Origin of the sequence: Stenotrophomonas sp. PS02301 (assembly GCF_029959485.1) — a bacterium.
Lineage (GTDB): Bacteria > Pseudomonadota > Gammaproteobacteria > Xanthomonadales > Xanthomonadaceae > Stenotrophomonas > Stenotrophomonas maltophilia_Z.
Genome location: NZ_JASCOO010000008.1, coordinates 1 through 26,029 on the forward strand (window position 1 = coordinate 1; position 26,029 = coordinate 26,029).

Consider the following 26,029-nt stretch of genomic DNA (forward strand, 5'->3'; position numbering starts at 1 on the left):
GGCGGGACCATATGCCGCCATGGATGGCGGCATATGAGCTTACATGGACGTACTTGCAGCGGGTCCCGACAACCCACCCGTGCCCGCCCAAGCCAGAGCGAGTCCAGCACTGAAGGCTCTTGCTCTGAAGGCCGTCGCTCTAAGGGCCGTCACTCTAAGAGCCATTGCTCCAATAACGAAGATCAAAAAAAAAGACGGCGCCCGAAGGCGCCGTCTTACTTCCACTCAGCGGCTTGGAGAGAGTAAGCCGCAGATCAGAAAAGGTTGATCAGGCGAACCCGATCAGAAACGCTGCTGATACTTCATGTACATGTAGCGGCCGATATCGAACCCACCGTAGTACGTGAAACTGCTGTTCGGCTGGCTGTACATGATCGGGCCCTGATGGTCGAACACATTGTTCACGCCCATCGAGACCGTGCCATTCCACGGCAGCACATAACGCACCTGGATATCGTGGAACGTGTTCGAACCCACCTTGTTGACGCCCTGGCGGCCCGTGTACGCCGAACTGAAGCCCGGATTGCTGCACTCGGTCGTGTAGGCACAGTTCTCCTTCATGCTGGAGTAGTAACGCGCCGTCCAGCCGAGGCCGAAGTTGCCGTACTGATAGTCCAGGTTGAGGTTCGAACGCACGCGGAAGTTGCCTTCCCAGCCCGTGTACTGACGCACCGGCGTGGTGTCGACGTTGTCGTTCTTGCGCTCCAGGTAATCCACGTACGTGGTGTTCCAGGAGACCGCGAACTTGCCGATCGCCAGCTCCGGCAGACGGTAACGGACCGACAGGTCATAGCCGGCCGTTTCCTGATAGCCCGCGTTCAACAGCGTGCGGTCCAGACCGTTGACCTGGCCGATGGTGCGGCCCGACTTGGCACGGGTGAAGCGGTCGCATGCGGCATCCACACCCAGCACGTAGCACTGGTTGAGCATGTCCGTGGCCGACTCACCGACGATCACGTCATTGATGCGGATCTTCCACCAGTCCAGGCTCAGGTCCAGGCCCGAGACGAACTCCGGGCTGTAGACCACGCCCACGGTCCAGGTCTTGGCGGTTTCCGGCTTCAGTGCGGCGTTGGAGCCCGAGCTGAAGTCCGTGCCACCCTGCTGGCCCGGTACCGTCGCGGCGGTGCCGTCAGCGGCGAGCTGGCGGAAGTTGGCCGGGACACCGTTGGCCAGGCAGCGCGCCAGGACCTGCGGATTGTTGGCGGCCGCGCCGAAGCTGGTGTCGCACGGATCGGTGTACGAATCGCGCGTGCTGGTGGTGCCGCCGTACAGATCTTCCACGGTCGGTGCACGGAAGCCGGTGCCGTAGGTGGCGCGCACCAGCAGGCTGTCGATCGGCTTCCACTTCAGGCCGAACTTGGTGTTCGTGGTCGAGCCGAAGTTGTTGTAGTCCGAATAGCGACCGGCCATGTCCAGCGACAGTTCACGCGCGAAGGCCATGTCGGCCAGCAGCGGGACCTGCAGTTCCAGGTAGACCTCGTTGAGCGAGTAATCGCCCTGGGTCGGCTGGCCGGTGGTGCCGGCGATCAGGCCCTTCTGGACCATCAGGTCCGGCGAGTAGCTGGCTTCTTCACTGCGGTGCTCCACACCCAGTGCACCCAGGATGTCACCGGCTGGCAGGCTGAACAGCGAGCCGGAGATGTTCGCGCTGGCCACCTTGGTGGTGCTCTGCATCGTGTCGGTGAAGCGGGTGAACAGGAAGTCCTGCACGTCCTGGTTGCTCAGCGAGCCCGGGCCGTTATAGCCCATCGGGGCCAGCGGGTTCCACGGGGTGCAGCCGGCGATCACGTTGCCGACGCTGCCGCAATGGGCGACGTTGTTGGCATCCAGGAACGACGGGCCGACCGACTGGTTCACGTTCGGCTGGTACATGCTGCCCGTGCCGATGCGCTCGCCTTCGTTGCGGTTGTACATGTAGCTGACGTTCCAGTCCCAGTACCGCGAACCGGTCTCGAAGCTGCCTTCCAGGCCCAGGCTGGCGCGCTTGGTGGTCAGGTTGTTCTCGGTACCGCGCGGCAGCTCTTCGGTGCGGTGCGCAAAGGCAACGTCGCGGCCGAACGGGTTGAACGCGCTGTCCTTGGAGAGCAGCGCACGCGAACCGGTGCTCTGGTACGGGTAGCCGGCCAGCTGCTTGCTGGACTCGCGCTCGCTGTACAGCGCATCGGCGACCAGGCGCAGGTCATCGGTGATCGAGAAGCCACCGTTGGCGAACACCGACTTGCGCTGCAGCCCGGTGACCAGGCTCATGTTGGTCTTGGTGTTGGCGTCGTTGGCCTTGTCCGCCGGCTTGAAATTGCCCAGCTGGGTCGGATCGCCGCCCGGGCCCACGCTGAGGTTCTTGCCATCCACGGTCGCGTAGCCCCACGGCGTGACACCGCTCAGGCCGTCGCCGGTGTGGCGCGGGCCATTCGGGTACGCGGTGAACTCACGTGCGCCGCCCAGGACCGGATCTTCGTCGGTGTACTCGCCGCCCACCGTTACCCAGCCACGCTCGAAGGTCTTGCCGAAGGTCGCGCTGTAGGCGGTCTTCTGGCCGTCGCCTTCGCTGTACTGGCCGACGTAGGCGCTGACTTCGGCACCGTCGAAGTTCTTGCGGGTGATGATGTTGACCACGCCGGCGATGGCGTCCGAGCCGTACAGGGCCGAGGCACCGTCGGTCAGCACTTCCACGCGCTCCACGATCGAGGACGGGATCGAGGCCAGATCGGAGTAACCGCCGGCGCTGACGCCCATGCGGCGGCCGTCGATCAGCACCAGGCTGCGTTCCGGGCCCAGGTTGCGCAGGCTCACGTACATGCCGCCGAAGTCGCGACCCGATTCCAGCGAGGAGGCACGGCTCATGCTCGGCGAGCCGGCGGCGGTGACGTCCTGCAGGATGTCGGCGACGTTGACGTAGCCCTTCTTCTCGATCTCGGCGCGGTTCAGCGCGACGACCGGCTGGGCCGATTCGACACTGGCCTGGCGGATGCGCGAGCCGGTGATCTCGATGCGATCCAGGTTGGTGGTGCCGTCATCGGCACTCTGTGCGAAGGCGGGGGCACTGCAGCTGGCGACAAGCGCGATGGCGATCGCGTTGCGCAGCGGATTGGTCTTCAAATACATCCGTGCGTTTCTCTTTCTCTGTAAAAACATTCGCCCGTTGGGGCGGCGTGGGGAACAACACACCACGACGTGGGGGGCGGGAGTCTAATGACTTTTCAAATTTTTTACTTTCATTTGAAAGCGTAAAAAGCGCTGTAAATGAACGATGGCTGACAAAACCACGCATTCAGACGAAACCTTTTTCACATCGTCGTGAGGTGCACACCAAACAGCACCCTCGCGTGGGGCCGAGGCAGCAATAGCGGCGGGGTGCGAAGCAACTTGAGTGGATACGACCTGCCGTCGCAGCGTGCGTACAGCTGCGCGCTCCGCAGCTAAACGTGCAGTGAACACGCACGCACAAAAAAAGAACCGCACTCTTGCAAGTGCGGTTCCGAAGTTGCTATTTCGCGTGCGCGATCACGCGCAGGCGCGTTGTTCAAACGTATCGCTCAGGTCTCACGCAACGCCGTGGTGATCGGCAGCCGCGCTGCGCGCAGGGCCGGGAACAGGCCGCCGACCAGGCCGATGCCGAGCGCCCACTTCAAGCCTGTCCACAGCAGCTGCGGCGAGACCTGGAACTGGAACACCACCTGGCTGAAGTTGTTGCCCAGCGTGGAGACGGTGTAGTTGTTGAACACCAGCCACGCCACCAGCCCACCGAGCAGGCCGCCGAGCAGGGCCAGCAGCATCGTCTCCAGCATCACTGCGGTCACCACCGGCACGCCGCGGAAACCGATCGCCCGCATCGTCGCGATCTCACGCGCCCGTGTCGCCACGGCCGCATACATGGTGTTGAGTGCACCGAACACCGCGCCGATCGCCATGATCGCGCCGATCACCGTGCCCAGGATGCTGATCAGCTTGCTCAGGCCGCCGGACTGCTTGCGGTAGTAGTCGCGGGTGGTCTCCACATCCAGCTTCAGGCGCGGGTCGGCCTCCATGGCGTCCTTGAACTGCTTGAAGCCCGCCGCCCCTTCGGTGCGCACGTTGACCGACTGATACGCACTGCGGTTGTACGTGGTGGACAACGTCTGCGTGTCCGACCACAGCTCCGACTCATGCACGTCATTGGAGGCGAACACACCCACCACCGTCCATTCCTGCTTGCCCAGCTGCAGGGTCTTGCCGATCTCCAGGCCCTCGAACTGCGCCTGCGCGCCCTTGCCGACCACGATCTCGCGCAGGCCCGGCTTGAACCTGCGTCCCGCGATGATGCGCACGTTGTCGCGCACGGCCCATGCCTGCTCGCCGACGCCGCGGAACTGCACGTTGGTATCGCTGTGGTCGCTGCGCGAGAGCAGGCTGATCACCTGCGACAGCTCGGCGGAGATCAGCGGTTTGCCGTCGCTGCCGCGGGCCACGCCGGGCAGGTTCTCGATCAGCGGGACCTGGTCGCGCATGATCACCGAGTTGGTTTCCGCCTGCGAGCCGCCGCGCAGCACGATCGCCACGTCATCGCTGCCGCTGCGCTCCAGGGTGGCCTTGAAGCCATCGCCCATGGCCAGCATCGCCACCAGCACCCCGACCACGCCGGCGATGCCGACCACGATCACCGAGGAGGCACCCCAGCGCTGCGGCAGGCTGGCAATGCCGATCCGTGCAGCCGCCAGCGACAAGCGGCCACTGCGGGTCAGCACCAGCCACGCGGCCAGCAGCACCGCGATCGCCAACACCATCCACCACGGCAGCACGATCCACACCACCAGGGCGACCAGCAGCGCCACTACGGTCAATACGTTCCACATCCAGTGCGTCTTCATGGTGGTCTCCTCAGCGCCCGGCCAGTGCATCGACGATCTTCAACCGCTGCGCGCGCAATGCCGGCAGCAGGCCCACCACGATCCCGATCACCGCCATCAGGCACAGCGCCACCACCCACGTCTGCGCCGGCACGCCGGGCAGGCTGATCATGCCCTGGCTGCTGGCGCTGATCACCGGCATCACGATCGAGGCCAGGCCCATGCCGATCAGCCCGCCGAGCACGATCAGCAGCACCGACTCGACCATCACCAGCACCAGTACGGTGCCATCCTTGAAGCCCAGCGTCTTGAGGATCGCCAGCTCCGGGACGCGCTCGCGCACGGCCTGGGCCATGGTGTTGCCGGTCAGCAGTACCAGGGTGAAGAACACCGCGGCCATGATCCCGGTGACGATCAGGCCGATATCGGCGAACTGCTTGGCGAAGGCCTGTGAGAACGAAGCCTCGGTCTGCGACTTGGTTTCGTGATCCGAATTCAGCGACAGCGCATCGATCGCCTGCGCCACGCGTGAGGCGTGGGCAGGGTTCTCCAGTTGCACGGTGTAGAAACTGACCTGGTTCTTGATGTAGTCGTTGGATTCATCGAAGTAGCTCCAGTGAAGCATCATCTGGTTCTCCGCACCGGCGTTGTTGCGGTCCTTGGCCCGGTAGATGCCGCTCAATTCCAGCGGCCAGTCGTTGCTGCCCTTGCGCGGGAAGATCGTGGCCTGCATCGGAATGGTGTCACCCACCTTCCAGCCGAAGCGCTTGGCCAGGGCTTCACCGACCAGTGCACCGGTGCGGGTGTTCTTGAATGCCTCGGCCTGCTCGGGCGGCAGCTCGAACTCCGGGTACAGGTCCATGTAGTTGTCCGAGACCGAGAAGCTCGGGAAGAAGTTCTTCTGGTCCTGGTAGATGCCGCCGAACCACATGGCGTAGTTGACCTTGCGTACGCCCGGGGTGGCTTCGATATCGCGCAGCAGCCGCAGGGGCAGGCTCTGGGTGATCGAGAGTTTGGAGGAGACCACCAGCCGCTTGGCGCCTTCGATGGTGTCACCGCCGGAGTTGAACGCCACCCGGACCGAATCGAGCATGCCGAACAGCAGGAAGGCCGCCACCACCGACAACAACGTCAGCAGGGTGCGGGTCTTGCTGCGGAACAGCTGTGCCCAGACCAGCGAGAAGTATTTCATCGCCGCATCCTCCGTCAGTGGGCCGCTGGCGCGTCGGCCAGTTCGCCCTTGTCCAGGTGCACCGTGTGCGTGGCGTACTCGGCGGCCTTGGGATCATGGGTGACCATGATGATGGTCTTGCCGTGTTCGCGGTTGAGCTGCTGCAGCAGCCCCAGGATCTCCTCGGCGGACTGGCGGTCCAGGTCACCGGTGGGCTCATCGCAGATCAGGAACGTCGGGTCGGAGACGATCGCACGGGCGATCGCCACGCGCTGCTGCTGGCCACCGGAGAGTTCATTCGGGCGGTGGCTGCGGCGGTCGGCCAGGCCGACCAGGGTCAGTGCGATCTCCGCGTTGCGCTTGCGCTGCGCGGCGCCCAGGTGCGTGAGCAGCAGTGGCAGCTCCACGTTCTTCTGGGCGGTCAGCATCGGCATCAGGTTGTAGAACTGGAACACGAAGCCGACGTGGTGGCTGCGCCAGGTCGAGAGCTGGCCGCCGCTCATGCGGTCGATGCGCTCGCCTTCGATCTCGATCTCGCCGGCGGTGGGCGTATCCAACCCACCGATCAGATTCAGCAGGGTCGTCTTGCCCGAGCCGGACGGGCCCATCAACGCGACGAAATCGCCGGCCTGGATGTCCAGGTCGATGCCGTGCAGCACCTGCACTTTCTCGGGGCCGCGCTGGTAGGTCTTGGTGATGTTGCGGAGCGAAACCAGGGTGGACATGGGTGGTTCTCCGTGGATCGGGAAGAAAGGGCATCCGGCGCGTCCGGGCGAGGGCCGCCGGGTTCCACAGTGACGGGCAGCCGCCACCGTGCGCGCCGTGACGGCACGAGGGAATCGCACTTGCCGCGAGCGTGAGAGTGGCTCGCGTGACGCAGCTGCTGACCCGTCAGGGGGTTTCGGTGACCTTGCTGCCGTCGTGCAGCTCGGCCGGTGGTGTGGTCACCACGACCTCGCCGGCGCTCAGGCCCCGGGTGACCTGGCGGTCGTTGTTGAGCGTGGTGCCCACGGTGATCGCGCGCTGTTCCACCCGCGCGTCGTCCTTGACCACGAAGGCGACCGTCTTCTGCTCGCGCTCCACGATCGCCGAGGCCGGGACGCGCACGCCCTGCGGTTTGGCGGCTTCGGCAGGCTGGGCGCTCTCCAGGAAGCTGACCCGCACGCCCATCTCGGGAACGATGCGTGGGTCCTTTGTCTTCAGCGCCACGCGCACTTTCACGGTGGCCTTGCCGCGGTCGGCGGTGGGGATGATCGCGATCACCTCGGCCGGAATTTTCCAGTCCGGGTAGGCATTGAGCGTGGCCTCGACCGGCATCTTCGGCTGCACGCGGCCGATGAAGGATTCGCCGACCTCGACTTCGATCTCCAGCGAATCCATGTCCACGATGGTGCCGATGCCGGTGCGGGTGAAGCCGCCGCCCGCCGACAGCGGCGAGACGATCTCGCCCGGCTGGGCAGCCTTGGCGGTGACCACGCCGGAGAACGGCGCGCGCACGATGTTGTTGTCCACGCCGAGGTCGGCGATCGCCAGCGAATCGCTGGCCACGGTGGTGTTGCGCTGGGCGGTTCTGAGCTGGGCGCGGAGGTTGTCGCGCTGGGCGATGGCCAGGTCGTACTGCGAGCGCGAGACCAGCTGCTGGCCAACCAGTGCCTGCAGGCGGCCCGCTTCGGCGTCGGCCTGGGCCACCTGGGCCTGCAGCCCGGCCAACTGGCTGCGTGCGGCTTCAAGCTGCGAGGCGGAGAGGCTGCGCTGGGCGTTGGCATCGATCGGGTCGAGTGTGGCCATCACCTGGCCCTCTTCCACGCGCATGCCTTCCTCGATCATCACCTCCCGGACCTTGCCGGTGATCTTGGCCGAGACGGTGGCCATGCGCCGGGCGACCACGTAGCCGCTGGCGTCGAGCACCGAGCTGCTGGCGCCGCCCTGCTGGATCGCCACCACGGGCGCGGTGGTCACAGCGATCGGGCGCTCGCGGCCGAGCACGAACCAGGCCAGGCCGGCCAGCACAATGAGAAGGACGATCGCCAGCACGATCCAGCGGCCACGTCGCGAGGGCGACGGGGGCGGCGAACCGGCCTTGCGGTCGATGCGGAGTTCCTTGAGCAGTTCAGCGGATGCGTTCATCGTGAGTCTGGACGGGGAATCGGGCCGAGTGTGACCGCATCGGCGGCCGAGGGGCAAACCGGCACGGTGGCCGGGGTGGTGCACAGCATGCCCGGCAGCCTGCGGCGCCGGCAGTGACAGCTGTCACCCGCATGGGCTGACGACGGCCACTGCGGTGGGCCGCGCCGATGACGGACGCTGTGGCTGTCCTCTTCGGGAGTCCGCCATGACTGAATCCATTGCCTCGCCAGTGGCCTGCCTTCGCTGGCACCGCTGTGGCCGACCTGGCACCTGGCCCAACTGGCATTGCCGGCGGTCGGCCAGCCGGCGCAGGGCAGTGCTTGGGTGCATGTGGCCGTGCTGCTCTGCATTACCGTCATGGCGCTTGGGCTGGCACGGCGCCGCCTGCGGCGGATCGGCTGAAGTGGCATGATCGCGCCTGTTCGTTCTGCCCTGGAATCGTCCGTGTCCTTCAGTCGGCCCGCCTCCCTGTTGCGCCCTGCGCCGGATTCGGCCGTGGCCGAGAACCTGCGGCGCGGCAGATCGCCGTGGGTCGATGCGATCCATCTGCTGTGGACGCTGTGGGTGTTCCTGACGCCGTTGTTCGGCGGTGGTTACACGTGGCGCTGGGCGGCGCTGACCCTGCTGACCTACCCGGTGTTCCTGGTCCTGTACGCCGGGGTGCTGCTCGCACCGCGTTGCCACGCACCGCGCTATGCGCTGTCGATGGTGGTGCTGGGGCTGGTGCCGCTGGCGTGGTACCCCTCGGCGGTGAGCTACTTCATTTTCGGCTGTGTCACCCTGCGCGTCTCGCGCCGCAGTGGCTACGGGCGCTATCTGCTGCAGCTGGTGGGCTTGAACGCGTTGTTCGTGGTGGTGGGTCTGTTGGCCCACTATCCGTGGCAGGCGCTGATCTGGATCCCGAGCATGGCAATGATCATCAGCCTGGTGGTCAATTTCGAAACCGCGAGCCATGAACAGGATGCAGCGCTGCAGCTGTCCCAGGATGAAGTGCGCCGGCTGGCGGCGACTGCCGAACGCGAGCGCATCGGCCGCGATCTGCACGATCTGCTGGGGCATACGCTGTCCTTGATCACCTTGAAGCTGGAGCTCTCGCGCAAGCTGGCCGACCGCGATCCGGTGGGCTCGCGCCGTGAAGTGGACGAGGCTGAAACGATCGCGCGGCAGGCGCTGGCCGAAGTGCGCAGCGCGGTGACCGGTATCCGCGCCAGCGATCTGGCCGCCGAACTGGCTTCGGCCCGATTGCTGCTGGAGTACCAGCATGTGCATCTGCACTACGCGCCGCCGCCGCCGATGCCGGTCGATACCGAGCGTGCGCTGTCGCTGGTGCTGCGCGAGGCGGTGACGAATGTCGCCCGCCATGCGCAGGCGCGGCAGGCGTGGATCACCTTCGAACAGGACGGGCGCAGTCTGTTGATGCAGATCCGTGATGACGGGCGCGGCGGCGTCCACGTTGATGGGAACGGGCTGACCGGGATGCGCGAACGCGTCGCTGCACTGCGTGGCACCCTGGCGGTGCAGTCGGCAAAAGGGGAGGGCACCTGCGTGACGGTGCGGGTCACCTTGCCGGCCGCGACCACCGCCGTGGTGGCGCCGGTGGAGGTGCCGACCGCGCCGTCGCTGCCTGCCGGGGGCGCATCATGATCCGCATCGTGCTCGCTGAAGACCAGGCGATGGTGCGTGGCGCCTTGTCCGCGCTGCTCGGGCTGGAGCCGGACATCGAGGTGCTCGGCAGTGCGGCCGACGGCGAGGCCGCGTGGCGGATGCTGCAGCAGCTCAAACCGGACATCCTGGTCACCGACATCGAAATGCCCGGGCTGTCCGGGCTGGAGCTGGCGCAGCGGATCGCCCGCCAGGGGCTGCCGATCAAGGTGGTGATCGTCACCACCTTCGCGCGTTCGGGTTTCCTGCGCCGCGCGCTGGATGCCGGCGTCTGCGGCTACCTGCTCAAGGACGCCCCGGCCGAGCGCCTGGCCGATGCGCTGCGCCAGGTGCAGCACGGCGGCCGCGCGATCGACCCGCAGCTGGCATTGGATGCATGGTCGCAGGCCGATCCACTCAACGACCGCGAGCGTCAGGTGCTGCGCCTGTCCGGCGACGGCCGCTCGGCCAGCGAGATCGCCACCCAGCTCGGCCTCTCGCACGGCACGGTGCGCAACTACCTGTCCGAGTGCATCGGCAAGCTCGGCGTCGCCAACCGCATCGAAGCGTATCGGCTGGCGCGGCAGAAAGGCTGGCTGTAACGCGGTCGGTGGCTACCAGGATGCCAGGCAGCCTGATCTATCCGGCATCATCGTTGCGCTCTTTCTCCGGCCCCTTCGCCATCGCCTGGAACACGCCATCGCGGCGCACCCACAGGTGGAACAGCGCCGCTGACAGGTGCATCACCACCGTGGCGAACAGCACATAGGCGAGCAGGCTGTGTGCGTTGCGCAGGGCGGCGTAAAGCGCCGGGTTGTGTGGCAGGATCGCCGGCAGGTGGACGCCTCCTCCCATCACGATCGGGTAGCCGCCGGCAGAGAGCATGCCCCAGCCGACCAGCGGCATCGCCAGCATCAGTCCGTACAGCACCCAGTGCGAGGCATGCGCGGCCGCGGCCTGCCAGGCGGGCAGATCGGCTGGCAGCGGCGGTGGGCGATGCCGCAGGCGGTTGTACAGGCGCACCAGCACCAGCAGCAGGATCGCGATGCCGAGTGGTCGATGCAGATCGATCAGCATCGGCCGCCAGTGCAGCGAAGCGACCATGGTCACACCGACGAACAGCATGGTCAGGATCATCGCCGCCATCAGCCAGTGCAGGACGCGTGCGAGGAGATTGAAATGGCCGGCATCACGGTTCATCGCGCACCTTCCTTGCCCGTCGCAACGGGTGCTTTGCCGCTGGCGATTTCGCGCTCGCGGCGATTGAACGATTGCGAATACACCGCCGAGCGTGCGGCCAGGATGGGATCATCCGTGCCCGCTACACCACTGGGCAGGATCAGCGGATCGTAATTGAGATCGCGGCAGGCGCCGGTGGCCTGCGGCTGCATGCTGCTCAGGGTAAGTGTGCCGGCCTTCACCTGGCGGCGGTCCTCCGGCCAGACCTGCGAGGGATCATTGACCGGGTCGCCATCGTTGGCGAGGGTCACCCACATATCCCAGCGCACCGGGCCCTGCGCCAGCCGCTGCGCGAACTCCTCACTGAGGAAATCATCGTCGGACTGCGCGCGCTGCTCCGGCGTCATGTCCTCGAAGGGCGCCTGCGGGCGCATGCTCCAGCGCACGAAGCGGTGGCTGCCATCGGTGGCGGTGAAGCGGAAACTGTTGACGCCGTTGTAGGTGGTGTTGGCCCAGCTGTTCGACCACGGGGCAGTCTTGGCCCACTGCTGGAAGGCACGCGCGGAGGGGTACTTCTCCAGCACGGCGGCCATCTTTGCCGGGTCTGGTTTACCGGTGGCCGGGTCCGGGATGCCGGCGCGGGTCTGTTCCAGGAAGGCCTCGGCAGTGGGCACCGCGAAGAACGGGAAGCTGTTCATTGCCATGCGCCATTCCTGGCCGTCGTCGCTGACCAGCTGCAGCGCCATGCTGCGCACGCGGGCCTTGTTGTCGGCGCCATGCGGGTCACCGCCGCCGATCGAGAGGCGGCCCAGTACCGGTACCTGGCGCTGGCGGAACACGCGTGCCGAACTCAGCGCCGCGCCCTCCGGTGTGCCCTGGAACACGCCGCTGACGCAGACACCTTTGGTATGCGCGCGGCGGAAGCCGGGCTGCGGGGGGCCGGTCGCCTCGATGGCATCGGTGAAGGTCTGCGCGGTGACGCGGTCGCGGCCGATCCAGCCGGCCAGCCAGGCAAAGGCCAGCACCAGGCCGCCGGCGATCAGGGCGATCAGGGCGATCCACAGCAACGGTGAGGGAGGGCGTGGGGCGCCCGGTTCGCGACCAGCGCGGGTATAGCCGAAGAGCGACATGTCCGGATTCCTGCCTTCACGATGCGTGTGGGTGGGCGACAGGAGCATGGTGTCAGAACCCGGCGCAGGCCGATATTCACATTTTCGACAACTCTGCAGAAACGACGATCCCCGCCGGAGCGGGGATCGTGGGAACAGCGCGTACCGGGTACTACCCGGTGCAGCCTCAGGCGTACCGCATCTTCAGCATCGCCCACGCCGAACGCAGCGCCAGCGCCTCGCCACCGGCCGGGCGGCCCGGGCGTTCGCCGTCGTTCCAGGCGTATACATCCAGGTGCGCCCAGGTCTGGCCTTCCGCGATGAACCGCTCCAGGTACAGCGCGGCGGTGACCGAGCCGGCCATGCGCGAACCGGCATTGGCCAGATCCGCGATGTTGCTGTGCAGGTAGCGCAGGTACGGGCGCCACAGCGGCATGCGCCAGACCGGATCGCGCACCGATTCACCGGCCTGCAGCCACTGCTGGGCCAGGGTGTCGTCGTTGCTGAAGAGCGCCGGCAGATCCGGGCCGAGCGCGATGCGGGCCGCGCCGGTCAGGGTGGCGAAATCGAGCACGATCTCCGGCTGCTGCTCGCTGGCATAGGTCAGTGCATCGGCGAGGATCACGCGCCCTTCGGCGTCGGTGTTGTCGATCTCGATGCTCAGGCCCTTGCGGGTGGCGATCACTTCGCCCGGGCGGAACGCATCCGGACCGATCGCGTTTTCCACCGCCGGGATCAGCAGGGTCAGCTGCACCGGCAACTGCTGGGCCATGATCAGGCCGGCCAGGCCCAGTGCGTGCGCGGCGCCGCCCATGTCCTTTTTCATGTTGCGCATGCCGTCGCCCGGCTTGATGTCCAGCCCGCCGGTATCGAAGCACACGCCCTTGCCGACCAGCGCCACATGCGGCTGGCCCGGGTTGCCCCAGCGCAGCACGATCAGGCGCGGCGCGCGATGCGAGGCGCGGCCCACCGCGTGGATGGACGGGAAGTTCTGCTCCAGCAACGCATCGCCGGTGATCACCTCGATCTGCGCACCATGCGCGGTGGCCAGCTCGCGCGCGGCGTCTTCGAGCTGCTGCGGCCCCATGTCTTCGGTCGGGGTGTTGACCCAGTCGCGCACGCGCAGGCTGGCGGCGATCACGTCGCGCACTTCAGCCGAGGGCGTGGCGGCCAGCTGGGCCGGCGCGCGGTTCGGTTTGCGATACCGCGCGAAGCGGTAGCTGCCCAGGCCCCAGCCGAGCTGCAGCAGGGTCTCGATCTCCGGTGCCAGTGCATCCGCCAGCGTCCAGACGGTGCCTTCGGGCAGCGCGAACGGCGCATGCGCGTAGCTGTAGACATCCCCCGGGTCGCCCACACCGACGATGGCGCCGGCCAGGCCGTGTTCGCCCGGCAGCAGCACCACGCTGCCACCGCTGCCGTTGAACCGCTGCGCATCCAGCCACGCGCCGAGCGCGTCGGATTGCTGCGCACGCCAGCCGGCGTACTGCTCGCGGGTCATCACGTGCAGCGGCAGGGCGTTGCGCGTCTCGGAAGTGAAACCGTTGATCTGGGACATGGGATTCGAGTGCTCCTTGGGCGGCGGCTTACGCGTGCTGGGCGGATGCGTTCGCATCCAGCCAGTCGGCCAACCCGGTCAGGGTGTCGAACTGCAGATCGGGCTGCAGTGAAGGGTGGGTCCAGGTGTGTTCTTCGCGGTTGATCCAGCAGCCGCGCAGGCCGGCCTGCATCGCACCGACCACGTCCATCTCGGCGTGGTCGCCGACGTGCAGTACCTGGGCAGGTGCGATGCCGAGGCGATCGCAGGCGGCGTGGAAAATGCTGGCGGCCGGCTTGGCCGCACCGTGCTCGCGCGAGCCGAGCTGGAAGGTGAAGTGGTGGGACACGCCAATCCGCTGCAGGTCGGCATTGCCGTTGCTGAGCGCGGCGACCGGCACGCGCGCGGCGATCCGGGCCAGTGCGTCCATCGCATCCGGGTAGAACTCCACCTGGTTGCGCGCGGCGTAGAACGCCTCGTAGGCCGGTTCCAGCAGCGCCGGATCGGCGCCGCTTTTGTCCAGCGCCTCGCTCAGCGTCAACCGGCGCAGCGCGCTCAGGTCGTAGTGCAGGTGCGGGTTGTCATGGAAGGAGCGCTCGCGCAGTTCGCGCATCGCCGCCACCGGATACATCGCGGCGGTGGCGGGGCTGTGCTGGAGCATCCACTCGTACAACACCTGGTCGATGCGGGCGCCGATGGGGGCGAACGGCCACAAGGTGTCGTCGAGGTCGAGGGTGATGGCTTGGACGGGGAAATTCACCCCGCCATTCTACGCCTGCGCGCGCGGGCTTTCATGGCGCGCGCAGGCGCCGAGGTGAGGTGCTTCAGCGCAGGTCGTAGGAGCAGGCGATGGATGCCTGGCCCTCGTCCTGCCGCACGCTCAGGTCGTGGCGGCCCACTTCCAGCGTGTAGTCGCCGGCTTCATTGCGCGGAATCTTCGCCAGCGCTGCGATCTGGTCGATACCGGCCGTGCTGAAGTAGGCGGTATAGCTGTCGATGCTGTCCTCGCCGCTGGCGCCGTCGTACAGGTGCAGGCGGTTCACCGGCTGGCCCAGCACGAGCAATGGTTTGGTCAGCGCATACTCGCCATCGGACAGTTCGCCGTACGCCTGCAGCTCGGTCGGCTTGAGCACCTTTGCCAGCGCGGCGAACTGCGCAGGCGTCAGGTGACGCTTGCAGGTGACCGCCTCGATCAGCTGGCGGCTGGCCACCTCGGCGCTGGGTGGGGGAGCGGCCAACGTCGGGGCAGCAAGGGTGACAAGGCCGGCGAGGGCGAGGCAACGGACAGCGAGGGAAGACATCAGGGCCGGGATCCATCCGAAAAGGTGCCGGTATTCTGGCAGCACCGGGGATCGCGCGCCCAGCCGTATCCTTGCCCTGAACCGCTTATTCCAGCAGCTTGGCCCAGCCCTGGGTGCCATCCAGCCGCGCCAGCACCAGCTTGATGCAGACCAGCAGCGGCACCGCCAGAAGCAGGCCGATCATGCCCCACAGCCAGCCGAACACCATCAGCGCCAGGATCAGGATCAGCGGTGAGATCGCCATCCGGCGGCCGAGCACGATCGGCGTCACCACCTGGCCTTCGACGGTATGCAGGGCGAGATAGCACGCGGCCGGCAGCAGCGCCTGGAACGGATCACTGAACTCCACGAAGCCCATCAGCAGCATCAGCGCCACGCCGATCAGCGGTCCCACATACGGCGCGAAGTTCAGCAGCGCCGCCACGGTGCCCCACAGCAGCGCCTCCTGCAGCGAGATGCCGAGCAGCAGCAGGATGCCGGCGAACACCAGGCCGACCAGCGTGTTGATCACGGTGATGGTCAGCACATAGCGGGACACCTCGCGTTCGATCGAACGCAGGATGTCGGTCGTGAACCGTTGCTGCTGGCGGCTGGGGAACAGGGCGATGGCGTGCTTCTGCAGGCTCTGCCCGTAAATCATGAAGAACAGGGTCAACAGCACCACCGCCAGCACCGAAGCAGCCAACCGTGGTGCACGGGTCAGGACCTTGTACGGATCATCCATCTGGGTGCGCACGATCTGCACCCGGCGGCTGCCTTCGCCACCGGCCACCCGCGCGAAGTTCTCGGCGGCCTGGTTGGCCTGCTGCACCGGCTTGGTCAGGTTCTGTACCTGGCGGGCGACCTTGCGCAGCTGCTGCGGTGCCTCCTGGGCCCACTCCATCGCCGGGCCCACCAACTGCACGCCCAGTGCGGCAGCGCCGCTCAGGCCCACGCCAAGCACCAGCACCGCACCGAGGAAACGGGGGATCCAGATCTTCTGCAGCACCCGCAGGATCGGGTTGCCGACCAGCGCGAAGAACATCGCCAGCAGGATCGGCAGCACCACGTCCTGCGCCGCCCACAGGGTAAAGGCCACCGCCAGGGTGGCCAGGATCACCAGCGACATCGGCGCGCGTGGCCGGGGCGGGGAAGGTGCGACAGCGGCTTCAGCGGAAGGGGATACCGGAACGCTCATGCAGGTCGCACACTGGAAAGGAGCGTCATTATTGGGCAAGCCGGGTGCGCATGGCGTGTGGGGGGCGTGCAGACGAAGAAAGGCCCCGCGACGGGTATCGCAGGGCCTTTGGATAGTGCGTCCGAGCGCGGTGCGATCAGCGTTCGGACAGGTCCGTGGCGGCTTCCGCCGGTTGCGGCTGATGCGGCGAGGCCGGATCGGCACGCCGTTCCGGAGTGAGCCGTGGCGCGGCTGCTGCCGGAGCCCGAGCCGCCTGACGCGGCGCCTGATCGGTGGCGTCATCCACCTTGTCGGCCGCCTGCTCGGCGGTGTCAGCCGCTTCGCTGGCCTGCATCGAGGCGAACGCGGCCTGGGTACTGGCCACCAGATTGGAGACCGAGCCGATCATCTGCAGCCAACGCGCGCCCTGCACTTTCGCGCCGAGCCCGGTCGGCTCCAGCTTGCCGGCCAGGAAGCCGCCGGCGAGACCGACGGTGATGATGCGCAGCGGTGTCCATCCGGTACGCCAGACGGTGCTGAGGGTGAACCAGCTGCTGCGGGTTTTCTCCACCCGCACCGCCACCACCAGCTCGGCACGCTGGACGCGTTGCCGCAAGGCTTCGAAGTTCATCGCTTCACCCCCGTGGTATCCACGTCGGCATCGGGATCTTCATCGCTCGGTTCGTCATACAGGCCCAGCCGCGACAACTGGCGGCGGGTGGCATGCATGCCGGTATGGCGGAAGAAGAACGAGACCCGCCACATCGCGTAACCGGTGACGAGCAGGCTGACGATCGACGTGATCAGCAGCGAATGGAACCAGGACAGGCCCCATCGCTGCATCAGGGCGATCAGCGTACCGGCCAGCAACAACCAGGCCGACGCGCCGAATACGATCGCCACGCCGGCCCAGGCCAGTGCCCGGCCAAACGCGCTGCGCGCCAATGCGAAGTCGGCCGAGGCCAACCGTCGCAGGGAGCGCAGCGTGTGCTTGGCCGAATCCACCGTCTCGCGGCCGGCCTCACCCACCTGGCGGATGCTCTCGTCCAGGCGGGGTGCTTTTTCACCGCTGTCCGGTGGCGGGGTATCCGCGCCACCGGGGGCGGGCGACTGGGCTTGATCGCTCACGCCGCTGCTTACTTGTCGCCGCCGCTGCGGGCCAGCTTGGCGATGATCCAGCCGGCGGCGAAGGCGACGCCGAAGGAGGCCAGCGGACGCTCACGGATCAGTTCGGCGGCGCTGTCGACCAGGTCCTTGCCCTTGTCCATCAGTGCATCGACCTGTTCCTTGGCGGCGGCACCACCGAACTCGGCTGCGGCCAGACCGGACAGCGCGGTATCGGACAGCTCGGCCTTGACGTTGGCCTTGCCGAGGCGCAGCTCATCACCGGCAGCGCCGGTGGCGCCCTTGATCGCACCGCCGGCAGCGGTGGCCGCCGACTTCAGGTGCGAGCCGGCTTCGCCCAGGTGTTCCTTCAGGTTCTCGGTATTGGTGGGGCTCATCGTGTATCTCCTGCTATGCGATGGGGAAGGTGACCGCGGACGATCCGACGGCAACGAACACAAGGTAATAGCATCGGCCGGGTGTAAGCGACGTTACGGCTGACGCCGCGTTCAGCGCATCACCAGCTGGCCGCCGCCATTTCCCCGGATGATCCTGAGCACCAGCTGCGCCGGGCGCTGCTGGAAGTTGGCGCGCCAGCTGGCGAGGTCGGCAAACTCACCTGCCGTTGCCGCGGTGATCACGTCGCCCTGCGCAAGCCCGGAGGCTGCCGCGCGGCTGCCGCGCTTGACGTCACTGACCAACACCCCGCTGACACCGGCCTGGCGCAGCGACTCGGGCAGATCGACGAAGGTGGCCCCGCCCAAGCGCGGATCGAGCGACTCGCCGGTGACCGCGCGTGCCTGTTCTTTCAGCGTGGCCTTGATCTGCAGCGGCTTGCCCTCACGGCGCACGTCCAGGGTCAGCGTGCTGCCGACCGGTTGCAGGCCTTCCACGTTGTGCAGCGCCTGGGCACTGTCCACGCGCTGGCCGTTGGCCGACACCACCACATCGCCCGGCTTGAGTCCGGCGGCCGCGGCACTGGACCCGGCCAGCACGCGGGTCACCAGCGCGCCCCGCGTCTCGGTCAGGCCCAGGCCCTGCGCGATCTGCTGGGTCAGGTTCTGCGCCTCGATGCCGAGCGTGCCACGCACCACCACGCCGTGTTTGACCAGCTGGTCGACCACATCGCGCGCCAGGTTGGAGGGGATCGCCAGGCCCAGGCCGATGTTGCCGGCCATGCTGCCCTGCGGATTGAAACTGGCGGTATTGATGCCGACCAGTTGCCCCTGCAGGTTGACCAGCGCACCGCCGGAATTGCCCGGGTTGATCGAGGCATCGGTCTGGATGAAGTTCTGGTAGCCCAGCCCGCGGATGCCGCTGCGGCCCACCGCAGAGACGATGCCGGAGGTGACCGTCTGGCTGAAACCGAAGGGGTTGCCGATCGCCACCACGAAGTCGCCCACGCGCAGCTGGGCGCTGTCGCCGAGCTTGATCTCGGTCAGGTTGCCGGTCGGAATGCGGATCAACGCGACATCGGTATCGGCATCGGAGCCGATGAATTCAGCCTTCACCGTGCGCCCGTCGGCCAGGGTCACCTGCACGTCGTCGGCGTTGTCGATGACGTGATGGTTGGTCAGCACCAGGCCCTCGGCGGCATCGATGATGACGCCCGAGCCCAGTGATTCGTTGATGCGTTCCTGCGGCACTTCCGGGAACAGCCGGCGGAAGAACGGGTCGTTGAAATAGGGGTTGCGCACGCGCACCACCTGCTTGGTGTTGACGCTGACGACTGCCGGCATCACCCGCTCCAGCATCGGCGCCAGCGAGGGCACCGCCTGGCCGGCGATCGCTGCGGGCAGCGCGGCCGTGGTTGGAATCGTGTACGCGGCCGGCGCCGCTTCGGCACGGTTGTCCAGGTGCGCGTTGATGGCCGTGGCGGTGAACCCGCCGAAGGCAGCGGCGAGGGCGAGCGTGAGCAGGGTCGGGAGCGGTCGCATGGTCCGGCGGTTCCGTGTCGGAGGGGACGGGGCAGGGAAAACACGTATACGGTAATTCAACCTGAATGAGTGTGTCCGCAATCGGCTAAACCTTGGATGAAATTCGCCACGTCGTCGGCCTTGCGGTGACGTTGCCTGGGCACGGATGGCGGGGCCGATATGGGCCGGTGGCGAGGTGCGAAGGAGGGCGGTGTGGTGTGCCTGGCAACGTCCAGGCGCACCCGGGTCATGCACCCGCAAGGCGCATCCGCGTCATCGAAACCAGCGCAAATGCCGGGTGCGAGGGCAGGGAATGGATCAAGTGCGACGATCAATCATGGGCTCATTGAATGCAGCCGACATGCGCATCGAGACACATCGCGTGCGCCACGCGCTGGAGCGCTGATGCTGTTTTCAAGGGGTTTCGTGCAAGTGGCTGGTGCGTTGCTTGCTGCCGACGATGGGGGTGCTACTGTCGGCGTGGCACGAGCATCGCATCAAGACCGTTCCACGATGGACCGCGCCGGTATAGCATCGCCAGCGATTTGACTAACCAGGCCCCTCAGGAGGCACTCAATGAGCAACGGTAATGGTGTGACCACGGTTCTCTCGCAGACCGTCGAAGATGCAAAAGAAACCGCCACCAACGTCGGCGAGACCATCGCACACGTTGCGGAAGATGCCGTCGCTTCGGTCAAGAAGACCGCCAAGCGCGCCCGCAAGGCGGCCACCACCCAGGTCGCCAAGGTCAAGAAGGCCGTGACCAAGGTCGAGAAGACCGTCGCCAAGAAGGCTGACAAGGCGGCCAAGTCGGTCGGCAAGACCCTGGCCACCGCCAAGCAGAAGCTGGAAGCGGCCAAGAAGAACGCCAAGGCCGAAGCCACTGCCATCAAGAAGCAGGTCGCCAAGAAGAAGGCCACCGCTGAAAAGGCCGTGACCAAGACCACCAAGGCTGCCGGCAAGAAGGCCACGACCGCCAAGAAGGCCGTGACCAAGAAGGCGGCTGCTGCCAAGAAGACCGTGACCAAGAAGGTTGCCACCGCCAAGAAGGCTGTCGCCAAGAAGACCGCGACCGCCAAGAAGGCCGTGACCAAGAAGACCGCTGCCGCCAAGAAGACCGTCGGCAAGAAGGTCGCCGCTGCCAAGACCGCTGTTGCCAGGAAGTCGGCGACCGCCAAGAAGGCCGTGACCAAGAAGACCGCAGCGGCCAAGAAGGTGGCCGGCAAGAAGACCGCCGTCGCCAAGAAGACCGTCGGCAAGAAGGTCGCCACCGCCAAGAAGGCTGTGGTCAAGAAGTCGGCGACCGCCAAGAAGGCGGTGACCAAGAAGACCGCGACCACCAAGAAGGTGGCCGGCAAGAAGACCGCCGTCGCCCGCAAGTCGGTTGGCAAGAAGGTCGCCACCGCCAAGAAGGCCGTGACCAAGAAGACCGCAGCGGCCAAGAAGATCGTCGGCAAGAAGGTCGCTACCGCCAAGAAGGCTGTGGCCAAGAAGGCCCCGGCGAAGAAGGCTCCGGCCCGCAAGGCCGCCCCGGCCAAGCGTGCTGCCGCCAAGCCGGTTGCACGCAAGGCGCCGGCCAAGCGCGCGCGCAAGTAAGTAAGTTGTAACGTGCTGCTCCTGCCTGAGGGCGGGAGCGGCATGGTGGGGTGGGCCTGTGCCCGCCCACGGTCATGTTGGCATCCCGGTCGAGCGCATCGCGTCACTGTGCGATCAGGCTCCCGGACCCGGCCATCACCATCACCTCCCTGCGTCTGTTGCTAACCTGACCGGCACACGTTCACGGGAAGATGCAATGCGCGGTCTCGACTTCAGCTCCTGGCAGGCCATGCTCTCCACCCTGGTCGGGTTGGCGATCATTACGTTGATCGGCGTCGGCATCCGGCTCCTGGTCATGCAGACCATGCAGCAGCGCCGCGAACGCGAGAATCGTCAGATCAACGAGCGTCTGCGTACGCTGATCGCCGCTTACAAGGTCCTTGGCGGCTCATTCACCGGCACGCTCGATGTCGATCCACGCCATCGCCGGGATTTCCGCGCGCTGCCCGACGGCAGCGAAGACGGCGATGCGCTGCACCTGCCGGCGGAGGCCGAGAACGGTGGCGAGCGTGCGCGGCGGATCCGTGATGCGGTGGAAGCGGCCCTGTCGGACATCGTGCTGCTGGGCACCGACGAGCAGGTGCGCCTGGCCGCTCACGCCGCCAACGAGATGGCCCAGGGTCGCCTCGTTCCCACGGCCGAGCTGGTGGTGTCGCTGCGTGACTTCATCCGTCAGGCGCTGGACCTGGATCCGATTCCAACCACGGTCACCATCCCGCGCCAGGGTCCCGCACGGCCCTCGGCCGGTGCGAAGGGAAAGGGCGATGCGGCAGAAAAAGGCAGTGGAAAAACCGGCGGTGGTGGTGGAGGAATGGGCGGCGGTGGCGGCACGGGCGGCGGATTCCAGAGCGACGACGAATCCGCACACCCGCGTTGAGCGATAGCAGAACCGCTCAGCTCTTGAGTTCCACCACCGGCACGAAGCCGCCGTAGATCATCCGCTTACCGTCGAACGGCATCGGATTGTTCTCCGGGTTCATCCGCGGGTCCTCCATCATCTTCTGCATGCCGGCATCGCGCGTGGCCTTGTCCGGCCATTCGATCCAGGAGAACAACACGGCCTCATCATCCTTGGCCGCTACCGCGCGATGGAAGTCGGTCTGCTTGCCGTGCGGGACATCGTCGCCCCAGCACTCCACCACGCGCAGCGCACCATGCTCGATGCAGATCGCATCGCCCATGTGCGCGTGTTCCAGGAATTTCGCTTTGTTCGCGGTCGGCACGGCAAGTACAAAACCATCGATATAGGCCATGGCAAAAGCTCCAGATGACGCGCCGGGATGGGCGCCTTCATGACATACGACGAACCGGGGGATGGAACATCGACAGTGCGCGCGGTGGCCGTTGCGGGCGGTGAATCTGTCCAGGACGGTCACGAAGTGAACAAATTCAGCATCCAATCCGCCAATTTCGGCGGCCTTCGGGACAAACGTCAGAAAACTCTGAGTCATGGTGCGGAACATCCTGATAGGCCAGCTGACGCATTCAGCACATGATGGCCTTGCCGGGCAGGACGCCCCACGGCGCCCTGCGGTCCAACGCCCCACGGCACGGACCTCGGTGCATCCAGGAGGATGGACGCGTTAGCCGATAACTCCCCAAGAGCGGCTTCCCCAGCGCGTGACGCCCCGAAAGGGCACCGTCGTGACCAGAATCCTTTCCCCGCGCGGTTCCCGCGCGTGGCCTTCGCCCCGCCCCTTTTCAGTTACCCGCGTGATCGCCGCGCAGGACGGGCATTCACGTCCTCATCGCCTGAAAAAGGCCACGCGCGTATGCCAGAGCGCGTCTGAACGGCGCCCTAAAATTCACTTTTGTCGACGCGGTCAACTTCAGGGCGGGTTGTGTCGAATAACGGAGAATTTACATTCCCGATGCAGTCCGGCCTCCATGCCGGGTGCAAGTAGTCCAAGACATAAAGGTGTACCCCCATGAAGACTTCGTTGATTGCTCTGGCCCTGGCCGCCGCCCTCCCGTTCACCGCTTCGGCGGCTGAAGGCCTGTCCTACAACTACGCTGAAGCCGACTACGTCAAGACCGACGCAGATGGCGGCAAGGCCGACGGTTGGGGCGTGAAGGGTTCCTATGCCTTCCTGCCGAACTTCCACGCCTTCGGTGAGTACAACCAGCAGAAGACCGACATCGGCAACTTCAAGGTTGACCAGTGGCGCGTCGGCGTCGGCTACAACCAGGAAATCGGCAACAGCACCGACTTCGTGGGCCGCGTTGCCTACAACAAGTTCGACCCGAAGGAAGGCCTGGATTTCAACGGCTACAGCGCTGAAGCCGGTATCCGTACCGCGTTCGGCCAGCACGCCGAAGTCTATGCCATGGCCGGCTACGAGGATTACAGCAAGAAGCACGGCGTCAATCCGGATGGCCAGTTCTACGGCCGCCTGGGTGGCCAGGTGAAGTTGAACCAGAACTGGGGCATCAACGGCGACATCAAGATGGATCGCCATGGTGACAAGGAATGGTCGGTCGGCCCGCGCTTCAGCTGGTAATCCCAGCGTGACCGCATCGCCACGTGCCTGACCGGCGTGGCAGGAAAGGCCCGGCATTGCCGGGCCTTTTTCGTGAGCGCGATGTCCGCAGCGGGCGCGAGGGATAATGCGGCACCCTCATGGAGATGCCCAATGCCCCCGTCCTCCGATCTGCAGCAGCCTCGCCTCGGCTGTGGTGCCGTGATCCAGCGCGCCGACGGCGCGATCCTGCTGGTCCAGCGTGGGCGTCCGCCCGAGCAGGGGCATTGGGGGCTGCCCGGTGGCAAGGTCGATTGGATGGAAACCGTCGAACACGCGGTGATCCGTGAGGTGGAGGAGGAGACCGCACTCCAGGTGACGGTGGAGCGTCTGTTATGCGTGGTCGATCATTTCGAGCCGGCGCTTGCCCAGCACTGGGTCGCCCCGGTGTATCTGGTGCGCGCCCAGGACACCACGATCGCGTCCGTGCAGGAGCCCGAGGCACTGCTCGGGCTGGGCTGGTTCACCGCCGATGCACTGCCCGCGCCGCTGACACTCTCTACGCGCAAGGCCCTGGAACACCTCTCGATCGCGCACTGAGTCCTCGCGCGCAGGGCGCTCAGCGTCGTGCGGCGGCGCCATCTCCCCGCGCCACGGCCTCTACTTCGGCCAGGCTGGTGATGGCGTAGTCGCCCGGCGTGGACATCGCCAGCGCGCCATGTGCCGCACCCAGATCCACGGCCGCCTGCTCGCCCTTGCCGCTGAGCAGGGCATGCACCACGCCGGCCACGAAGGCATCGCCGCCGCCGACACGGTCGAGCAGATCCACTTCGCGTGCGTCGGAGACATACAGCTGCGACCGTGTGCGCAGCGCACCGGCCCAGCCGTGGCGGGCGGCGTTGGCGGCGTCGCGCAGCGTGAACGCCACCGCCTGCAGCGCCGGGAACTGCGCCATCGCGCGCACGGCGGCTGCCTCCGCCGGACCGACATCCATCGGCGTGTGGCGGCGACCAAGATCGCTCAGGTCCATCCCCAGGCACGCGGCGAACGAATACTCATCGCCGATCAACAGATCGCACTCGGCCGCGATGGCGCAGTTGGCGTGACGCGCGGCATCCGGGTCGGGATGGCTGTTCCAGAGGCTGGCGCGGTAGTTGAGATCGTAGGAGACCGCCACGCCGTTCCGGCGTGCGGCCCGCACCGCGGTGATCGCGGTCTGCGCGCTGTGCTCGGACAGCGCGGCGAAGATCCCACCGGTGTGCAGCCAGCGCACGCCGTGTTGCCCGAACAGCGCATCCCAGTCGAACGCCTCCGGCTGCAGCTGCGAGGCCGCCGAGTACGCGCGATCGGAAATACCCAGCGGCGCACGCACCCCGAAACCGCGCTCGGTGAAGTTCAGGCCCATGCGGGTGTTGCGGCCGATGCCATCATAGTCGCGCCACACGATCTGGCTGGCATCCACCCCGCCGCCCTGGATCAGCTGCTGTGCAAGCAGGCCCAACTCGTTGCGCGGCAGGGCGGTGAGCACCCCGGTGCGATGGGCGAAGGTGCTGCACAGGCCGCGGGCGACGTTGTACTCGCCACCGCCCTCCCACACGTTGAACTGGCGGGCGCTGCGGATCCGGCCTTCGCCGGGATCGAAGCGCAGCATCACCTCGCCTAGCGCCAGCGCGTCCCAACGCTGGCCATTCTCGGCCGCAACCTGGAAGGTCAGGGCACTCATCGCGCCGGGCACCCGAGCAGCGCCAGATCGATCCCCTCGGCCATCCGCCGGTAGCCCTCGTCGTTGGGATGCAGGTGGTCGCGGGTGATCTCCTCGGGCAGGTTCTCCGGATTGGACGGATCGCGCAGGATCTGGTCGAAGTCGATCAGGCCATCGAAACCGCTGCGCCCGCCGCGCATCCAGCTGTTGAGCGTGGTGCGGGTGGCGGCGGCGATCGGCTCGTACCGGTCCGAACCACCGAAGGGCGTGATCGTGGCGGCGATCGGGCGAATGCCGTTGCTGTGCAGGCGCTCGGCGATCTGCCGGTAGCCCAGCACCATGTCCTCTGCGTTGCGGCCGGCCACGGGTGGGGTGCCGCCATCATGGCGGATGTCGTTGATGCCTTCGAACAGGATCACGCGGTCCACGTTCGGCAGCGCGATCACATCGCGGTCCAGCCGCGCCAGCGCGCTGTGGCTGCGGCCGTGGTCCATGACCTTGTTGCCGCTGATGCCGGCGTTGACGACCACCACCTGATCCGGGCACGCCTGCTGCAGACGGGCGGACAGCAGTGCAGGCCAGTCGCCATTGCTGCCGCGGGTGGCGGTGGCGCCTTCGGTGATGGAGTCGCCGAGGGCAACCACCACGATCGGCGTGCGCGTGCGTTCGGCGAGCACGGCGGAGACCACGTTCTGCCGGTAGGCGAGTTTGACCGCGTCGCCCACAGTGGCCTGGCGGCCGTCGGCGATGCGCAGCGCGGTACGCCGCACGGCCGGGCGGGTGGCATCCGGGAAATACACGGTGAACGATATGTCGGCCAGCGCCGGCGCCGTGATCGCGACCGGGTCGCTGAGCAGCGCAGCGCCAACCGGCACCACGATCTCGCCGCGACCATTGAAGGTGACCGGCTTGGCCGCGGTGGCGGTGCCGGTGAGGTGGGCCGAGGCCCCGCCGATATGCAGCGGGGCCTGGCCGAGTTCATTGCTGATGCGGAAGCGCAGGGCGCGGGCCGAACTGGCCAGGCGCATGTCCTGGCGCACGGTCTGGTTGGCGAACTGCACCGGGGCCTCGGGGGTGCCATCAAGACGATCCGGCGCCGGCGAGGCGGTCCAGGCCGGCACCCAGACCTGGGCCTGGGCGGGCAGCGCCGCAGCGCTGGTGGCAAGTGCAAGAGAGAATGCAGTGATCCAGCGCAGCATGGCGGCCCT

At 66.7% G+C, this 26,029-nt stretch carries 24 protein-coding genes; 6 read left to right on the forward strand and 18 right to left on the reverse strand.

Features of this window, described 5'->3' with window-relative positions; all coding sequences use genetic code 11:
- Positions 1 to 282 precede the first annotated feature (282 nt).
- The 5 genes from QMX81_RS03525 to QMX81_RS03545 form a co-directional block, all read right to left on the reverse strand.
- Positions 283 to 3,105 carry a TonB-dependent receptor gene (locus QMX81_RS03525; protein WP_152152891.1) on the reverse strand — a complete coding sequence of 941 codons (2,823 nt, stop codon included), beginning with the start codon at positions 3,103 to 3,105 and terminating at the stop codon, positions 283 to 285.
- 431 nt (positions 3,106 to 3,536) lie between these two features.
- On the reverse strand, positions 3,537 to 4,847 hold the full coding sequence (locus tag QMX81_RS03530) for an ABC transporter permease (RefSeq protein WP_121044514.1): 1,311 nt from the start codon (positions 4,845 to 4,847) through the stop codon (positions 3,537 to 3,539).
- A 10-nt stretch (positions 4,848 to 4,857) separates the two neighbouring features.
- Positions 4,858 to 6,018 carry an FtsX-like permease family protein gene (locus tag QMX81_RS03535; protein ID WP_282258582.1) on the reverse strand — a complete coding sequence of 387 codons (1,161 nt, stop codon included), beginning with the start codon at positions 6,016 to 6,018 and terminating at the stop codon, positions 4,858 to 4,860.
- A gap of 14 nt (positions 6,019 to 6,032) precedes the next feature.
- Positions 6,033 to 6,722 carry an ABC transporter ATP-binding protein gene (locus QMX81_RS03540; RefSeq protein WP_102788867.1) on the reverse strand — a complete coding sequence of 230 codons (690 nt, stop codon included), beginning with the start codon at positions 6,720 to 6,722 and terminating at the stop codon, positions 6,033 to 6,035.
- A gap of 166 nt (positions 6,723 to 6,888) precedes the next feature.
- Positions 6,889 to 8,124: an efflux RND transporter periplasmic adaptor subunit gene (locus QMX81_RS03545; RefSeq protein ID WP_121044189.1), complete on the reverse strand. Its 1,236-nt coding sequence runs from the start codon at positions 8,122 to 8,124 to the stop codon at positions 6,889 to 6,891.
- Between the two features lie 408 nt (positions 8,125 to 8,532).
- Here QMX81_RS03545 and QMX81_RS03550 point away from each other — a divergent pair, with 408 nt between their 5' ends.
- Together QMX81_RS03550 and QMX81_RS03555 are read left to right on the forward strand one after the other, a co-directional pair.
- Entirely contained in the window at positions 8,533 to 9,768 is a 1,236-nt protein-coding gene (locus tag QMX81_RS03550) for a sensor histidine kinase (RefSeq protein ID WP_282258585.1), read from the forward strand.
- On the forward strand, positions 9,765 to 10,367 hold the full coding sequence (locus QMX81_RS03555) for a response regulator transcription factor (RefSeq protein ID WP_046274363.1): 603 nt from the start codon (positions 9,765 to 9,767) through the stop codon (positions 10,365 to 10,367). The genes QMX81_RS03550 and QMX81_RS03555 overlap by 4 nt, the downstream gene beginning before the upstream one ends.
- 37 nt (positions 10,368 to 10,404) lie before the next feature.
- Here the strand turns inward: QMX81_RS03555 and QMX81_RS03560 are convergent, their stop codons facing one another.
- The 10 genes from QMX81_RS03560 to QMX81_RS03605 all read right to left on the reverse strand — a co-directional run bounded on the left by QMX81_RS03560 (position 10,405) and on the right by QMX81_RS03605 (position 19,085).
- The gene (locus tag QMX81_RS03560) at positions 10,405 to 10,965 is read right to left on the reverse strand and encodes a cytochrome b/b6 domain-containing protein (protein ID WP_121044183.1); all 561 of its coding nucleotides are present in this window, start codon (positions 10,963 to 10,965) and stop codon (positions 10,405 to 10,407) included.
- Positions 10,962 to 12,074 carry a catalase family peroxidase gene (locus QMX81_RS03565; RefSeq protein WP_121044180.1) on the reverse strand — a complete coding sequence of 371 codons (1,113 nt, stop codon included), beginning with the start codon at positions 12,072 to 12,074 and terminating at the stop codon, positions 10,962 to 10,964. The genes QMX81_RS03560 and QMX81_RS03565 overlap by 4 nt, the downstream gene beginning before the upstream one ends.
- Positions 12,075 to 12,240: 166 nt before the next feature.
- Positions 12,241 to 13,608: a leucyl aminopeptidase family protein gene (locus tag QMX81_RS03570; protein ID WP_121044176.1), complete on the reverse strand. Its 1,368-nt coding sequence runs from the start codon at positions 13,606 to 13,608 to the stop codon at positions 12,241 to 12,243.
- 28 nt (positions 13,609 to 13,636) lie between these two features.
- Positions 13,637 to 14,347 (reverse strand): HAD family hydrolase, encoded by a 711-nt coding sequence (locus QMX81_RS03575; RefSeq protein WP_121044173.1) that lies wholly within the window; start codon positions 14,345 to 14,347, stop codon positions 13,637 to 13,639.
- 64 nt (positions 14,348 to 14,411) lie between these two features.
- A complete protein-coding gene (locus QMX81_RS03580) occupies positions 14,412 to 14,888 on the reverse strand; it encodes a hypothetical protein (RefSeq protein ID WP_282258598.1) in 477 nt (158 codons plus the stop codon).
- An 85-nt stretch (positions 14,889 to 14,973) separates the two neighbouring features.
- Complete coding sequence (locus QMX81_RS03585) at positions 14,974 to 16,065, reverse strand: AI-2E family transporter (protein ID WP_121044167.1); 1,092 nt, start codon at positions 16,063 to 16,065, stop codon at positions 14,974 to 14,976.
- Between the two features lie 136 nt (positions 16,066 to 16,201).
- Entirely contained in the window at positions 16,202 to 16,675 is a 474-nt protein-coding gene (locus QMX81_RS03590; RefSeq protein ID WP_282258601.1) for a protein sip-5, read from the reverse strand.
- Complete coding sequence (locus tag QMX81_RS03595) at positions 16,672 to 17,172, reverse strand: phage holin family protein (RefSeq protein ID WP_193222801.1); 501 nt, start codon at positions 17,170 to 17,172, stop codon at positions 16,672 to 16,674. Before QMX81_RS03595 ends, QMX81_RS03590 begins: the two co-directional genes overlap by 4 nt.
- An 8-nt stretch (positions 17,173 to 17,180) precedes the next feature.
- Complete coding sequence (locus QMX81_RS03600; protein ID WP_121044161.1) at positions 17,181 to 17,546, reverse strand: hypothetical protein; 366 nt, start codon at positions 17,544 to 17,546, stop codon at positions 17,181 to 17,183.
- 111 nt (positions 17,547 to 17,657) lie between these two features.
- On the reverse strand, positions 17,658 to 19,085 hold the full coding sequence (locus QMX81_RS03605; protein WP_121044158.1) for a Do family serine endopeptidase: 1,428 nt from the start codon (positions 19,083 to 19,085) through the stop codon (positions 17,658 to 17,660).
- 555 nt (positions 19,086 to 19,640) lie between these two features.
- Here QMX81_RS03605 and QMX81_RS03610 point away from each other — a divergent pair.
- The gene (locus tag QMX81_RS03610) at positions 19,641 to 20,660 is read left to right on the forward strand and encodes a histone (RefSeq protein WP_282258606.1); all 1,020 of its coding nucleotides are present in this window, start codon (positions 19,641 to 19,643) and stop codon (positions 20,658 to 20,660) included.
- A 196-nt stretch (positions 20,661 to 20,856) separates the two neighbouring features.
- Positions 20,857 to 21,537, forward strand: a complete 681-nt coding sequence (locus tag QMX81_RS03615) for a hypothetical protein (protein WP_282258608.1) — start codon at positions 20,857 to 20,859, stop codon at positions 21,535 to 21,537.
- A 16-nt stretch (positions 21,538 to 21,553) separates the two neighbouring features.
- Here the strand turns inward: QMX81_RS03615 and QMX81_RS03620 are convergent, their stop codons facing one another.
- On the reverse strand, positions 21,554 to 21,913 hold the full coding sequence (locus QMX81_RS03620; RefSeq protein WP_282258849.1) for a DUF1428 domain-containing protein: 360 nt from the start codon (positions 21,911 to 21,913) through the stop codon (positions 21,554 to 21,556).
- A 675-nt stretch (positions 21,914 to 22,588) separates the two neighbouring features.
- Between QMX81_RS03620 and QMX81_RS03625 the strand changes: the two genes are divergently transcribed.
- The gene (locus QMX81_RS03625; RefSeq protein ID WP_121044142.1) at positions 22,589 to 23,161 is read left to right on the forward strand and encodes an Ax21 family protein; all 573 of its coding nucleotides are present in this window, start codon (positions 22,589 to 22,591) and stop codon (positions 23,159 to 23,161) included.
- A 132-nt stretch (positions 23,162 to 23,293) separates the two neighbouring features.
- Positions 23,294 to 23,719: an NUDIX domain-containing protein gene (locus QMX81_RS03630; RefSeq protein WP_121044139.1), complete on the forward strand. Its 426-nt coding sequence runs from the start codon at positions 23,294 to 23,296 to the stop codon at positions 23,717 to 23,719.
- Between the two features lie 19 nt (positions 23,720 to 23,738).
- On the opposite strand, the gene QMX81_RS03635 is transcribed toward QMX81_RS03630, so the two are convergent.
- Positions 23,739 to 24,842 (reverse strand): sugar kinase, encoded by a 1,104-nt coding sequence (locus QMX81_RS03635; protein ID WP_282258614.1) that lies wholly within the window; start codon positions 24,840 to 24,842, stop codon positions 23,739 to 23,741.
- Positions 24,839 to 26,020 carry a GDSL-type esterase/lipase family protein gene (locus QMX81_RS03640; protein ID WP_282258616.1) on the reverse strand — a complete coding sequence of 394 codons (1,182 nt, stop codon included), beginning with the start codon at positions 26,018 to 26,020 and terminating at the stop codon, positions 24,839 to 24,841. Before QMX81_RS03640 ends, QMX81_RS03635 begins: the two co-directional genes overlap by 4 nt.
- Positions 26,021 to 26,029: the final 9 nt, after the last annotated feature.